Source organism: Candidatus Halocynthiibacter alkanivorans, from assembly GCF_003333265.1.
In the GTDB taxonomy this organism is placed as follows: Bacteria; Pseudomonadota; Alphaproteobacteria; order Rhodobacterales; family Rhodobacteraceae; genus Halocyntiibacter_A; species Halocyntiibacter_A alkanivorans.
On sequence record NZ_QOLB01000117.1, the window covers coordinates 74,714 to 88,368 of the forward strand.

Genomic DNA, 13,655 nt, shown 5'->3' on the forward strand with positions numbered 1-13,655 from the left:
AACAGTATCAACCGCACCAACAACAGCGGGGGCACCGGGCGCATCAGCGGCACCAGTTTTATCGGGCGCGGCTGGCGCATCAGCGGCCGCGCAGTGCATGCGCATTGATGTTGGCGGCCATGAATTACATGTCGAAGTGAGTGGCCAGGGCGCGCCGCTGGTGCTGGCGCACGGGCTGGGCATGGACCTGCGGATCTGGGACGCGGTTTTGCCGCTTCTGCCTGCCGGGCTCAGGGTGATCCGCTATGATGCCCGCGGCCACGGGCAGTCCGATGTGCCGGAGGGCCCCTATCGGATGGGCGGTCTGGTGCGGGATGCAGAACGTCTGCTGGAGGCGCTGAATGTGCAGGACGCAGTGTTCTGCGGTCTGTCGCTGGGCGGCATGGTGGCGCAGGGTCTGGCGGTGAAACGGCTGGATCAGATCCGGGCCCTGGTGCTGTCCAACACGGCTGCCAAACTGGGCACGCCGGCGCTTTGGCAAAAGCGGGCCGAGGCGGTTGCCGCGCAGGGGCTGGCGCATTTCACTGAGGGCATTGCCGGGCTGTGGTTTGGCCGCGATTTCCGCAAGAGCGGCGATGTGGAGCTTTGGACGGATCGCCTGGCCGCCTGCCCGGTGGATGGCTACACCGCCACCTGCGCCGCGATTGGCGGCACCGATTTTTACACTCCTACCTCGGGGCTGCGGTTGCCGGTTCTGGGGTTGGCAGGCACTGAGGACCGCTCCACCCCGCCGGATCTGATGCGCGAAACGGTGATGCTGGTGCCCGGCGCGCAGTTCCATATGCTGCGCCGGGTGGGTCATATGGCGCCGGTGGAAGCCCCTGAAGTCTGGACCGGCCAGCTGACCGGATTTCTGCGCGACATTGGTCATATAGAGACGGCGCATGGCTGAGTTCCTGCTTATTCACGGCTCCTGCCACGGCGCCTGGTGTTGGCGTGATGTGCTGCCGGCGCTACGGGCGCATGGCCACGGGGTGCGGGCAATTGATCTGCCGGGCCATGGCGACGACACCACGCCTGCGGATCAAGTGACGCTGGAGGCCTGGGCCGATGCGATCCTGGCCGCAATTGAGACGCCTGTGGTGTTGGTGGGGCATTCCATGGCCGGGTTTGCCATCGCGGCGGCGGCGGAAAAAGCACCGGAGAAGATCGCGCGCCTGGTGTTTCTCTGCGCCTACCTGCCGCGCGACGGGGTGAGCCTGGTGGAGATGCGCCGCGAAGCCCCTTATCAGCCGCTGATGCATGCGATCGACAAATCAGCAGACGGCAAGAGTTTCACCATACGTGATGACTGCCTGCGCGAGGTGTTTTACCACGACTGCCCCGAGGACACGCTGGCGTTTGCCCGCGCCAGGCTGTGTGCCCAGGTGATCGCGCCCCAGGCGACAGAGATCCGGCTGGGGGCGGCATTTGACAGCGTGGCAAAATCCTATGTGGTCTGTACGGATGACCGCACCATCCCGCCAGAGTACCAGCGCCAGATGAGCGCCGGGCTGGCTGCTTCGGATGTGGTGGAGATGGAGTGTTCCCATTCGCCGTTTTTTGCCGACCCTGAAGGTGTGGCACGCCACCTGCACAATTTGGCCGCGACGTAACGCAGCAAGGAACTTGACGACGGGCGGCGGGCACCCGATTTAAAGACAGTCCCTCAGCCCGGAGCCGCTATGAAGTCCCTTGGTCCTGCCAGAACCTTTATCATGATGACCGTGGTGCTTGATGCGATGGGCATCGGGCTGATCATGCCGGTGATGCCCTCTCTGCTGCGCGAGATCGAAGGCGCCAGCCTGGCGGACGCCGCGATTTGGGGCGGCGTCATGAGTATGGTATTTGCGGTCAATCAGTTCCTGTTTGGCCCGCTGATCGGCAATCTGTCGGACCGGTTCGGGCGGCGGCCGGTGCTGTTGCTGTCCCTTGTAGTGATGGCACTGGATTATCTGGTGATGGCGGTGACCGGCTCGATCCTGCTGTTGCTGCTGATGCGCTTTATCGGCGGCATCACCGCCGCGACCCATTCCACCGCAAACGCGTTTATGGCCGATATCTCCGCGCCGGAGGACAAAGCCGCCAATTTCGGGCTGATCGGCGCCGCGTTTGGCATCGGGTTTATTCTTGGTCCGGTGCTGGGCGGTGTGCTGGGAGAGTTCGGCACAAGGGCACCGTTTTATGCGGCGGCCGCGCTGGCAGGCGGCAATGCGGTGTTTGGCTATCTGGTACTGCCGGAAACCGTGACCGACGCGATGCGGCGTCCATTCAAGTGGTCGCGTGCCAACCCGTTTGGGGCCTTGCAGATGATCCGCGAACTGACCGGGGTGTCGCGTCTGATGCTGTTGTATTTCATCAACCAGGTGGCGTTTTTTGTCTATCCGGCGATCTGGTCCTATTTCACAATTGCCCGTTTTGGCTGGAGTGAGGGCATGATCGGCCTGTCGCTGGGTGCCTTTGGCCTCTCAATGGCACTGGTGCAAGGGGTACTGATGCGGCCGGTGGTGAAACGACTCGGCGAAATGCGCACCATGTATGTGGCGCTGTTGTTCAACCTGGTCGCTTTCCTGCTGATGGCGGTGGTGAGCAATGGCTGGATTGCGATGGCTTTGACACCGCTGACCGCGCTGGGTTCGATGGCGAGCCCGGCGATGCAGGGGGTGATGTCGCGCGCCACACCGGATGATCAGCAGGGCGCGCTGCAAGGCGCCATCAGCAGTGCCGCGGCGCTGGCCACCATCCTGTCGCCGCTGGCGATGACCTGGGTGTTTGCCCGCTTTACCCGCGCACCTGAAGAAATCTATCAGCCCGGGGCGCCGTTTATGGTCGCCGCCGTTCTGACCCTGCTGTGCCTGGTGTTGGCGCAGCGGTTGCGCGCCCGCACGCTGCAGCCCCAGGCCTGAGCGAACCGACTGCCGCAACGCTGCGTCCGGGATCAAGCCCCGTAGCGGTCATTGTGGCAGGCATGTCGCTGACCTCGCAGCTGGCGCTGTAGCTGGCACCAAAGCCGGCCCGGCCCCTGGTCACGTAGCCGGCCTTGCAACGCCCCTCTCTCGCTACTGGCCCTGTTACGGTCGACGCGACGGGTGCTGCGAAGGGCATTGGACGGGCGTTGTGGCGGTCCCCGCTGTGGCGACCGGACCGGATCAGCGCTCCAGCGAAACCCAGAGCACCACCGCATCCTCAGCGCTGCTTGAGATACAGCAATGGCCCATGCCGCTGTCGTAGTAGACGCTGTCCCCCTGGGCCATTTCCAGCGGCCGGTAATGTTCGGTATGGAGAATCACCGTGCCCGAGATGACATACATAAATTCCTCGCCCTGGTGGCGTATCCAGTCGGGGAACTCGGAAATATCCCGGGCGGTGATGCGGGAAATATAGGGCACCATCGATTTGCTGGTCAGTTCTGTGCAGAGCAATTCATGGGCATAGGTGCTGGTAGACTTGGGCTCGCCCTGCCCCGCCCGGGTCACATCCCGGCGCCCGGAAATGTCGCTTTGCCCCGATTGCAGAAACAGATTCGGGGTTTTCAGACTCAAAGCCTCCGTCAGGCGCCGCACAATATCAAAACTGGGCCGGGTCTGATTATTTTCGATTTTTGAAAGGGTTGAGCGGCCGATACCAGCGCGCCCGGCGGCTTCTTCCAGCGTCCAGCCTTTTTTCTTGCGTGCTTCGCGCACCATTTGCCCCAGTGCGGCCATTGCCGGGGGTGACTGCGGTTCGCTGTCGCGCCCGGTGTCTTCGGGATGTTCGATTTCCATTTGTCGGCTCTTTCAATGTGCGTTTCCCTTGAAACTAACACAACGCCGCAACAGGTCAAATTCTCCTAATCGGCACTTTTTGTTGCATGAGGCGGAAAATTCCCCTATTGGAAACACCAAGGAAACTCAGCGCGTCTCCGGGAGGGGCTGCGGATCAGGTTACGGCGCGGCTGCGGCCATATGCCACACACCTCATCCTGACAGCGGCTCGCAGCCGCAGCGCGTTTTGGGGACGGTACAGGGAGCTTTGGAATGACGGAAACACAAGTCATGCACAGAGGGGCAGGCCCCAATGTTGCACCCGTGGATATCCCCCGTCTGCGCCATCCGGAAAAAGCGCATAAAGCCCGCACCGAAGTGCCGCGCAAACCCAAATGGATTCGCAAGAAGCCCATCAGTTCCGGCGAATATTATGAGACCCGGCGCATCATGCGCGACAATGATCTCTCAACGGTCTGCGAAGAGGCCGCCTGCCCCAATATTGGTGAATGCTGGTCCAAGCGCCACGCCACTATGATGATCATGGGCGAAGTCTGCACCCGGGGCTGTTCTTTCTGCAATGTGGCCACCGGCCGCCCGGACGCGCTGGATGCGTTTGAGCCGGGCCGCGTCGCTCAGGCGGTGAAAAAGCTGGGGCTGCGCCATGTGGTGATCACCTCGGTGGATCGCGACGATCTGGCTGACGGTGGGGCGGAGCATATCGCCCAGACCATCCGTGCGGTGCGCCACCAGGCCAAAGGCACCACGGTAGAAGTGCTGACCCCCGACTTTCTTGGCAAGGGCGATGCGGCGCAGGCGGTGTTTGACGCCGCGCCGGACGTGTTCAACCACAATCTGGAAACAGTGCCGCGGCTCTATGCCACCGTGCGCCCGGGCGCACGTTATTATGCCTCGCTGCGGCTGCTGGATGACGCCAAACGCGCCAATCCGAACCTGTTCACCAAATCCGGCCTGATGGTCGGTCTGGGCGAGACACTGGAAGAGGTGCGCCAGGTGATGGATGATCTGCGCGCCGCCAATGTCGATTTCCTCACCGTGGGGCAATATTTGCAACCGACCGCGCATCACCATGCGATTGACCGGTTCTGGACCCCGGAAGAGTTTGAAAAACTGGAACGCGCCGCGCGGGCCAAAGGATTTCTGGGAGTGTCAGCCACGCCGCTGACCCGGTCCTCATTCCACGCGGACGAAGATTTTGCTAAGCTGCAAGCAGCACGGCAATCCGAATTGGCCAAAGGGAGAACCCTTTGAGCCAGGGCGCTTAGCGCGCCAATTGCAGAAACGCCGATTTCAGGGAGAGAGAAATGGAAGCGTTATCAAGTTTTGTAGGTGCAATTAACTCGATAGTCTGGGGGCCGCTAATGCTGCTGCTCATTCTGGGCGTCGGGTTCTTTTTGCAGGCCGGGCTGAAATTCATGCCGCTGCTGCGCATTGGCACCGGGTTCCGGCTGCTGTGGCAGGGTCGTAAAAGTAAAGGCGAAGGTCAGATCACGCCGTTTAATGCGTTGATGACATCGCTGTCAGCAACCATCGGGACCGGCAACATCGCCGGTGTGGCAACCGCCGTGTTCCTTGGGGGACCGGGTGCTTTGTTCTGGATGTGGATGACCGCGCTGGTCGGCATGGCCACCAAATATGCCGAAGCTGTTCTGGCGGTGAAATACCGTGAGCAGGACGAGCTGGGTAATTTCGTCGGTGGTCCGATGTATTACATCAAAAACGGCCTGGACAAAAAATGGTACTGGCTTGCGCCGCTGTTTGCTGGTTTTGGTGCCATTGCTGGCTTCGGCATCGGCAACGGGGTACAGGCCAACTCGGTGGCCAATGTGATCAACACCAGCTTTGGTGTGCCTAACATCGTCACCGGTCTGGTGCTGATGGTGCTGACCGCAGGTGTAATCCTGGGCGGCATTAAGCGCATCGGTGACGTTGCTGGTAAACTGGTGCCGTTCATGGCCATCGCTTATATCGTTGCCGGTCTGGTTGTGCTGCTGATCAACATCTCGGAACTGGGCAACGCCATCTCGATGGTGTTCACCTATGCCTTCACCCCTGTTGCTGCCACTGGTGGTTTTGCTGGTGCGGCTGTGATGGCGGCGATCCGCTTTGGTGTGGCACGTGGTGTGTTCTCAAATGAAGCTGGTCTGGGTTCGGCACCAATCGCGCATGCTGCTGCGTCCACTGCCGGTCCTGTCAACCAGGGTCTGATTGCGATGCTGGGCACATTCATCGACACGATCATCGTGTGTTCGATCACGGGGCTGGCGATCATTTCCTCGGGCGTTTGGTCTTCGGGTGAAAGCGGCGCGGCATTGACGTCGCTGGCATTTGAAACCGCTCTGCCAGGGCTTGGCGGTTATATCATCGCGATATCATTGTCTGTTTTCGCCTTTACCACGATCCTCGGTTGGAGTTTCTATGGTGAGAAATGTGTCGAATTCTTCTTTGGTGTCAAATCGCTGGTGCCGTTCCGGATCCTGTGGTGCCTGGCCATTCCTCTGGGCGCAGCTGCGGATCTGGGTTTTGTCTGGCTGCTGGCGGATACGCTGAACGCCATGATGGCAATCCCGAACCTGATCGCTCTGGCTCTGCTCAGCCCGGTTGTGTTCAAAGTGACACGCGAATTCTTCGCCTCTGACGGGGCCACCGAAAAATCCTCGGCGGCTGAATAAATTTAACCGGGGGCCCGGTGTTGCGCCGGGCCTCTGACACTATACCAACACTTCACGAATTTTCAGGAGCATGCGACCCATGTCAGATATGCCTAAACGTACCCCGCTTTATGATCTGCACGTCGAACTTGGCGGTAAAATGGTTGATTTCGCTGGTTGGGAAATGCCGGTGCAATATCCCATGGGCATCATGGGCGAACACAAACATTGCCGCGAAAAAGCCGCGCTGTTTGATGTCAGCCACATGGGTCAGGTGATCCTGCGCGGCGAAAACGTCGCCGAAAAACTGGAAGCGCTGGTGCCCTCCGCGCTGACCGCCCTGCCCGCTGGCAAAGCGCGCTATACATTTTTTACCAACGAGAACGGCGGCATCATGGACGATCTGATCGTCTCCAACGCCGGCGACCATCTGTTTGTTGTGGTCAACGCTTCAATGCGCCACCAGGACATCCCGCATATGACGGCCAACCTGGAAGGCGTTGAAGTCACCGAGATTTTTGACCGTGCCCTGGTTGCAGTCCAGGGGCCAAAAGCCGTAGATGTTGTGGGCGCACTCTGCCCCGCAGCTGTTGAGATGAAATTCATGGAAACCATTGTCGCCGACATCCTGGGCACCGAATGCCGCATCTCGCGCCTGGGATATACCGGCGAAGATGGTTATGAGATTTCGATCCCCGAAGACAAGGCCGATGAGATTTCCCGCGCCTTCCTCGGCCATGACGACTGTGAGCCTGCCGGTCTGGGTGCACGCGACAGCCTGCGTCTTGAAGCCGGTCTCTGCCTCTATGGCAATGACATCGACAACGACACCAGCCCGGTTGAAGCCTCGCTGAACTGGGCGATCCAGAAGCGTCGTCGCGAAGACGGCGGTTTCCCCGGCGACACGCGCATTCTGAAAGATTTCGCTGACGGCACTGGCCGCAAGCTGGTCGGCATCAAACCTCTGGGCCGCGCCCCGGCCCGGGGCGGTGTAGAAGTGCAGTCGGAAGACGGCACCACCATCGGCTCCATCACTTCAGGCGGCTTTGGCCCCACCGTCGGCGGCCCGGTTGCCATGGGTTATGTCACCACCGCCAACGCCGTTCCTGGTGAAAAAGTTAATCTTATCGTCCGCGGCAAGGCCCAGCCTGCCGAGATCATCAAGCTGCCTTTTGTGCAGCAAAACTACAAACGCTGAGTCAGGGAGACTTTGACTATGACTATTTATTTTTCCGAAGAGCACGAATGGGTTTCTGTTGAAGGTGACATCGCCACCATCGGCATCACCACACATGCCGCTGAAGCGCTGGGTGAAGTTGTCTTTATCGAGCAGCAGGACGCCGGCGAAACATTCGACAAGGGTGACGAAATCGGCGTGATTGAATCGGTGAAAGCCGCTTCTGAACTGTATGCGCCTGTGGACGGTGAAATCACCGAGGTGAACGGCATTCTGACTGATGAGCCCGCCAAGCTGAACGAAAGCCCTGAGGCCGACGCCTGGATCTACAAAATCAAAATCACCGACGCCAGCCAGCTCGATGATCTGATGGATGCAGACGGTTACAAAGCCTTTATCGCGTAAGGATCCTCCTATGTCTTTTAAACTGACTGATTATGAGGCCTATGACTTCGCCAACCGTCGCCACATCGGGCCTTCGCCCGTTGAAATGCGCGACATGTTGAAAGTGATTGGTTTTAAAACACTCGACGACCTGATCGACGCCACTGTGCCCGCCTCCATCCGCCAGAAAGCGGCGCTGGACTGGGGCCCGGCGATGACCGAACGTGATGCGCTGTATCACATGAAGGAAATTGCCAGCAAAAACAAAGTGCTGACCTCGCTGATCGGCCAGGGCTATAACGGCACCACCACCCCGGCGCCGATCCTGCGCAACATTCTGGAAAATCCCGCCTGGTACACCGCCTATACGCCGTATCAGCCCGAGATTTCCCAGGGCCGTCTGGAAGCGCTTTTGAACTTCCAGACCATGGTGTCAGACCTGACCGGTCTGGAGATTGCCAACGCCTCGCTGCTGGATGAGTCCACGGCTGCGGCGGAAGCGATGACCATGGCGAAACGCTCAGCTAAATCCAAAGCCAACGGGTTCTTTGTTGATGAAAACTGCCACCCGCAGAACATCGCCTTGATTCAGACCCGGGCCGAGCCTCTGGGCATTGAAGTCATCGTCGCCAACCCCGACGATCTGGACGCCACCGCGGTGTTTGGGGCGATCTTCCAGTACCCCGGCACCCACGGCCATGTGCGCGATTTCACCGCTGAGATCACGGCACTGCACGACAACAAAGCGCTCGCCGTTGTGGCGGCTGATCCGCTGGCGCTGGCGCTGCTCAAAAGCCCCGGTGAAATGGGCGCCGACATTGCGATTGGCTCGACCCAGCGCTTTGGTGTTCCTATGGGCTACGGTGGTCCGCACGCCGCCTATATGGCGACACGCGACGCGTTCAAACGCTCCATGCCAGGCCGGATCATCGGTGTGTCCATCGACACCCGTGGCAACAAAGCCTACCGCCTGTCGCTGCAGACCCGCGAACAGCATATCCGTCGTGAAAAAGCCAACTCCAACGTCTGTACCGCGCAGGCCTTGCTGGCGGTTATCGCGTCGATGTATGCGGTTTATCACGGGCCTGACGGCATCAAAGCCATCGCCCAGTCGGTGCATCGTAAAACCTCACGCCTGGCCAAAGGCCTGGAAGAAGCCGGTTTTACCGTCTCTCCCGCAGTGTTCTTTGACACCATCACCGTCGACGTCGGCCTGATGCAGAACGTGGTGATGAAATCCGCTGTTGAGCATGGTATCAACCTGCGCAAAGTCGGTGACGACCGCATTGGTATTTCGCTTGATGAGCAGACCCGTCCGGAAACCATTGAAGCGGTCTGGGCTGCCTTTGGCATCGACAAGCAGGACGACAGCAAGGCCAACCGCGAATACCGGCTGCCAGATGCGCTGCTGCGGACCAGCGAATATCTGACCCATCCGATCTTCCACAAGAACCGGGCCGAAGCCGAGATCACCCGCTATATGCGCCGTCTGGCTGACCGCGATCTGGCGCTGGACCGGGCGATGATTCCGCTGGGCTCCTGCACCATGAAGCTGAACGCCACCATCGAAATGATCCCGGTGACCTGGCCTGAGTTTTCCAACCTGCACCCGTTTGTGCCGCTGGATCAGGCGGCCGGTTATCACCAGATGATCGATGATCTGAACGACAAGCTTTGTCAGATCACCGGTTATGATGCGATCAGCCAGCAGCCAAACTCCGGGGCACAGGGCGAATATGCCGGTCTTCTGACCATCCGCAACTACCACATTTCGCGCGGCGAAGGGGCTCGGAACGTCTGTCTGATCCCAACATCGGCGCATGGCACCAACCCGGCCTCTGCGCAGATGGTCGGCTGGAAAGTGGTTCCGGTGAAAGCGGATGAAAAAGGCAATATCGACGTGGAAGATTTCCGCGCCAAAGCCGAAAAACATTCCGACGCGCTGGCCGCCTGTATGATCACCTATCCTTCGACACATGGTGTGTTTGAGGAATCGGTACAGGAGCTCTGCGACATCACCCACGCCCATGGCGGCCAGGTCTATATTGACGGTGCCAACATGAATGCGATGGTGGGTCTGGCCCGTCCGGGCGATGTAGGCGGTGACGTCAGCCACCTGAACCTGCACAAGACCTTCTGCATTCCCCATGGTGGGGGCGGCCCCGGCATGGGTCCGATCGGTGTCAAAGCGCATCTGATAGAGTTCCTGCCTGGGCACCCTGAATTTGGCACGGATGTGGGTCCGGTTTCGGCTGCGCCTTTTGGTTCGCCAAGCATTCTACCGGTCAGCTGGGCCTATATCCTGCTGATGGGTGGTGCGGGTCTGACCCAGGCGACCAAAGTGGCAATCCTGAACGCCAACTATATCGCCACCAGCCTCAGCGGCGCTTATGACATCCTCTACACGTCTGAGACGGGTCGGGTTGCGCATGAGTGTATCCTTGACACGCGGCCGCTGGATGTCAGCGCCCATGTATCAGTGGATGACATTGCCAAACGTCTGATCGACAATGGTTTCCACGCGCCGACCATGAGCTGGCCTGTGGCCGGAACGCTGATGGTGGAGCCGACCGAATCTGAGCCCAAAGCTGAGATCGACCGCTTCATCAAAGCGATGCTGTCGATCCGTCAGGAAGCCCAGGACATTGAGGACGGCAAGGTTGATCCGGAGAACAATCCGCTCAAAAACGCGCCTCATACGGTGGAAGACCTGGTTGGGGACTGGGATCGTCCTTATTCCCGCGAAGTGGCCTGTTATCCGGCCGGCGCGTTCCGCGTCGACAAATACTGGTCACCGGTCAACCGGGTCGACAACGTTTACGGCGACCGTCACCTGGTCTGCACCTGTCCTCCGATGGAAGACTATGCCGAGGATGACGCCTAAGCGCTGAGCGCAAAGACCACGGTGGCGGCCCCCTGTTTGCGCGGGCCGCCACATCTTCCGACCAATGCGGCCCGGCGGGGTGCGCCCTGTGCAAAGCAGGTGACGCCCGCCCGCCGGAATGGCTGCCACTGGAAAGGACCTGCACATGCATGATGGATATTTTTACCCCGGCACCGTCATGCCGGTCGCTGCCGCCACGCCGCCCTCCACGGCGCCCGCATCAGCGTTTTGTGACGCGGCCGCGCTGGTGGCCCCCCGCCAGGGCCGCCGCTTTGACTTTCTTGCCCAGGATGTCTCCTGCCTGCCGGTGATCGAGATTTGCATCGACATGTTGCGCGCCGCCAATGCAATTGTCGACGACAATGCCTGGTATGACTGGTCAGTGCACCGCGACACCGCCGATCTGCGTCTCAGCCCCGGGCTGCGCGACCGCCAGACCCTGGTGATGATCGGCAGCATTGATGCGCCCTGGAGCATTGACGGTACTGAGCGCGCCGCGCTGGCTGCCGCCTGGCACCAGGCCGGCCGGGTGGTTCTGGCCGGTGGTGCGGTGTTTCTGCCGCAGCAGCTGCGGCTGCGCTGTGACACCAAAATGGCGATCCACCCCAATCTCGCCGCCAGCGCCGGCGAAAGCCACCTGCCCTGCAGCGGCGCCGGAAACACACACCAGAGAGGCGACAGTCTCAGCAGTGCCATCAGCGGACTCGCGGCGCTGCAGCTGCTGCGCGATCTGATCGGCCAGGACCATGGCGATTATACCGCCCGCGCCACTGCAGGTTATCTGGGGCTTTCGACCGGCACCGAGCGCGGACCGGCGTCGCGGTTCCTCAGCAAGGTGCTGCGCCAGTCCAGGGGCGATGCGCTTATTGCCAGCGCCATGGGGGCGATGGCGGAACATATCGACAGCCCGGTGCCGGTTGGAACCCTGGCCCAGGCCAGTGGCGTCTCGGCGCGCCAGCTGGAGCGGCGCTTCCGCGACAAGCTGTCCACCACCCCAAGCACGGTTTACCGGGGCCTGCGGCTGGAACATGCGCACCAGCTGATCCGGCAGACTAATATGAGCATTGTCGAGATCTGCGTCGCCAGCGGGTTTGCCACCCTGTCCAATTTCTCGCGCTGGTACCGTCATCAATACGGCCAGACCCCAAGCCAGTCGCGCAGCGCCGCTTTTGGCCGCCAGCCCTCTTAGGGTCGGGACCTGTTACTCCTGCACCCCGGGCCGGGACGCGTTACCGCGTTTTGAGCTGATATCAAGGCGGACGCTTTTGTTGCAATGTCCCCTGACAAAGCGCTGTGCCCGTCCCGGGGTTGGTGCGATTGCGCCCGCCCGGTGAGGTAAGCAATGGGGTGAGCACCGTGGGGTGAGAGGTGAGCGCCGTCCAGGGACCGGTCCGGTGGACTGTTTCAGGCCAGAACGGGCTCAGGCCGGTCGACCGGACCGGGCAGCTCAACCCAAATTTGGCTCTCCGTTTATCCGAATGGTTTCAGAGGGTCTTTGCCCGAACCGCCCGCGCCGCTTTGATAGTGCTGTGGCGACATGCCGTAGCGCCGCCGGAACAATTTGGAGAAATGGTTGGGCGAGGCAAAACCCGACGCCAGCGCCACATCTGTCACCTTCAGCGCGGTCTCGGTCAGCAACGCCCGGCCGTGCTCCAGCCGCAGCTCGTTGATATAGCGGTTTGGCGGGGTACCCACATGTTTGGAAAACAGCCGCTCCACATGGCGGCGCGACACCTGGTGCGTTGCTGCCAGCTGTTCCAGATCAATCTCTTCGGCCAGGTTGTCGGCGATATAGTCCAGCACCGCCAGCAGCGTCTTGTTATGGGTGCCGTAGATCAGGCTGGCGGGGGTGCGTTGGCGCTGTTCTGAGCTGCGCGAGCCCAGATGCAGACACATATCCGCCACCCCGCGCGCCAGGGTGGCGCCAAACCGGCTGCGGATCAGATCCAGCATCATATCCGTCGAGGCCGCGCCGCCGCCGCAGGACATGATACGCCGGTCAATCACATAGATCCTGTCACTGGGCCGGAAGCCCGGCTGATCCTCGATAAAAGTCTTTTGGTTTTCCCAATGCATGGTGAATTCATGACCTTTGAGAATGCCGGCTTTGGCCAAAGCATAGGCCCCGGTGCAGAGGCTGCCGACCTGATGGCCTTTGCGCCACTTTTCGCGCAGAAATCCGGCGAGCCCCATGGTGATCATTTCATCCGGGTAATTGCCGGAGCAGGCCAGCACGGTCGCCCCCGCAGGCACCGCGTCAAAAACCCCGTCTGAGGACACCGACAGCCCGTTGGAGCTTTTCACCGCCTCGCCGTCCTCGGAGCGGGTTTCCCAGCGAAACAGCGATTTGCCGGAGAGCTGATTTGCCATGCGCAGCGGCTCGACCGCGGCGACAAAAGACAACATCGAAAAATGCGGTGCCAGCGCGAAGATGAACACATGGGCTGTGCCGTCAAAATCGACAGCGATATGAGCGATGCCGCGCGGCACATAGGGGGCAACGTCGCCGTGACCTGCCTCGTTTTTTTTGACTTTCCCCATTGCAGCCCCCTGTACGATGACCCCATTCATTCGCGCCATTTCGGTCGCAAATGAACCCATGCCGCCGTCAATCGCAGCTAATACGCGGCTGGTCCAGCAAATTTCCTGCCCGCACCTGTCGCAATATTACTGCTGCTGTCGCGAATGATCGTAAATGGGGGTGATTTCGGCAGGGTCAACGCCCTCTGACCGGCGCTATCATCCGAGCAACGGAGCGGTTTGATCCGGCAGGGGCACGCGCGCCTGGCAGCTTCCGGGGCCGGATATTCATCCGG

The 13,655-nt window shown here is 60.6% G+C and carries 11 protein-coding genes; 9 read left to right on the top strand and 2 right to left on the bottom strand.

Going from position 1 to position 13,655, the window contains the following annotated elements; genetic code table 11:
• The first annotated feature begins 97 nt into the window (after positions 1-97).
• The 3 genes from pcaD to DWA01_RS14515 all read left to right on the top strand — a co-directional run bounded on the left by pcaD (position 98) and on the right by DWA01_RS14515 (position 2,885).
• Positions 98-892 (top strand): 3-oxoadipate enol-lactonase, encoded by a 795-nt coding sequence (gene pcaD, locus DWA01_RS14505; RefSeq protein ID WP_114286523.1) that lies wholly within the window; start codon positions 98-100, stop codon positions 890-892.
• On the top strand, positions 885-1,595 hold the full coding sequence (locus tag DWA01_RS14510; RefSeq protein WP_114286524.1) for an alpha/beta fold hydrolase: 711 nt from the start codon (positions 885-887) through the stop codon (positions 1,593-1,595). The genes pcaD and DWA01_RS14510 overlap by 8 nt, the downstream gene beginning before the upstream one ends.
• A gap of 69 nt (positions 1,596-1,664) precedes the next feature.
• On the top strand, positions 1,665-2,885 hold the full coding sequence (locus DWA01_RS14515) for a TCR/Tet family MFS transporter (protein ID WP_114286525.1): 1,221 nt from the start codon (positions 1,665-1,667) through the stop codon (positions 2,883-2,885).
• Between the two features lie 243 nt (positions 2,886-3,128).
• Here the strand turns inward: DWA01_RS14515 and DWA01_RS14520 are convergent, their stop codons facing one another.
• Entirely contained in the window at positions 3,129-3,743 is a 615-nt protein-coding gene (locus DWA01_RS14520) for a helix-turn-helix domain-containing protein (protein WP_419187012.1), read from the bottom strand.
• Positions 3,744-4,013: 270 nt separating this feature from the next.
• On the opposite strand from DWA01_RS14520, the gene lipA reads away from it, so the two are divergent.
• The 6 genes from lipA (at position 4,014) to DWA01_RS14550 (ending at position 12,028) form a co-directional block, all read left to right on the top strand.
• On the top strand, positions 4,014-4,994 hold the full coding sequence (lipA, locus tag DWA01_RS14525; RefSeq protein ID WP_114286526.1) for a lipoyl synthase: 981 nt from the start codon (positions 4,014-4,016) through the stop codon (positions 4,992-4,994).
• 53 nt (positions 4,995-5,047) lie between these two features.
• Positions 5,048-6,415 carry an alanine/glycine:cation symporter family protein gene (locus tag DWA01_RS14530; RefSeq protein ID WP_114286527.1) on the top strand — a complete coding sequence of 456 codons (1,368 nt, stop codon included), beginning with the start codon at positions 5,048-5,050 and terminating at the stop codon, positions 6,413-6,415.
• Positions 6,416-6,494: 79 nt separating this feature from the next.
• Entirely contained in the window at positions 6,495-7,592 is a 1,098-nt protein-coding gene (gene gcvT / locus DWA01_RS14535; RefSeq protein WP_114286528.1) for a glycine cleavage system aminomethyltransferase GcvT, read from the top strand.
• 18 nt (positions 7,593-7,610) lie between these two features.
• On the top strand, positions 7,611-7,976 hold the full coding sequence (gene gcvH / locus DWA01_RS14540; RefSeq protein ID WP_114286529.1) for a glycine cleavage system protein GcvH: 366 nt from the start codon (positions 7,611-7,613) through the stop codon (positions 7,974-7,976).
• A gap of 10 nt (positions 7,977-7,986) precedes the next feature.
• The gene (gene gcvP / locus DWA01_RS14545; protein ID WP_114286530.1) at positions 7,987-10,839 is read left to right on the top strand and encodes an aminomethyl-transferring glycine dehydrogenase; all 2,853 of its coding nucleotides are present in this window, start codon (positions 7,987-7,989) and stop codon (positions 10,837-10,839) included.
• A gap of 145 nt (positions 10,840-10,984) precedes the next feature.
• The gene (locus DWA01_RS14550) at positions 10,985-12,028 is read left to right on the top strand and encodes a helix-turn-helix domain-containing protein (protein WP_136057759.1); all 1,044 of its coding nucleotides are present in this window, start codon (positions 10,985-10,987) and stop codon (positions 12,026-12,028) included.
• 281 nt (positions 12,029-12,309) lie between these two features.
• Here the strand turns inward: DWA01_RS14550 and DWA01_RS14555 are convergent, their stop codons facing one another.
• Positions 12,310-13,380: a GlxA family transcriptional regulator gene (locus DWA01_RS14555; protein ID WP_160116057.1), complete on the bottom strand. Its 1,071-nt coding sequence runs from the start codon at positions 13,378-13,380 to the stop codon at positions 12,310-12,312.
• Positions 13,381-13,655 lie beyond the last annotated feature (275 nt).

Coding starts and splice junctions, on each gene's coding strand:
- DWA01_RS14530 (WP_114286527.1), top strand. CDS start 5,048: ATGGAAGCGTTATCAAGTTTTGTAGGTGCAATTAACTCGATAGTCTGG.
- DWA01_RS14555 (WP_160116057.1), bottom strand. CDS start 13,380: ATGGGGAAAGTCAAAAAAAACGAGGCAGGTCACGGCGACGTTGCCCCC.
- gcvH (WP_114286529.1), top strand. CDS start 7,611: ATGACTATTTATTTTTCCGAAGAGCACGAATGGGTTTCTGTTGAAGGT.
- DWA01_RS14510 (WP_114286524.1), top strand. CDS start 885: ATGGCTGAGTTCCTGCTTATTCACGGCTCCTGCCACGGCGCCTGGTGT.
- gcvP (WP_114286530.1), top strand. CDS start 7,987: ATGTCTTTTAAACTGACTGATTATGAGGCCTATGACTTCGCCAACCGT.
- pcaD (WP_114286523.1), top strand. CDS start 98: ATGCGCATTGATGTTGGCGGCCATGAATTACATGTCGAAGTGAGTGGC.
- DWA01_RS14515 (WP_114286525.1), top strand. CDS start 1,665: ATGAAGTCCCTTGGTCCTGCCAGAACCTTTATCATGATGACCGTGGTG.
- lipA (WP_114286526.1), top strand. CDS start 4,014: ATGCACAGAGGGGCAGGCCCCAATGTTGCACCCGTGGATATCCCCCGT.
- DWA01_RS14520 (WP_419187012.1), bottom strand. CDS start 3,743: ATGGAAATCGAACATCCCGAAGACACCGGGCGCGACAGCGAACCGCAG.
- gcvT (WP_114286528.1), top strand. CDS start 6,495: ATGTCAGATATGCCTAAACGTACCCCGCTTTATGATCTGCACGTCGAA.
- DWA01_RS14550 (WP_136057759.1), top strand. CDS start 10,985: ATGCATGATGGATATTTTTACCCCGGCACCGTCATGCCGGTCGCTGCC.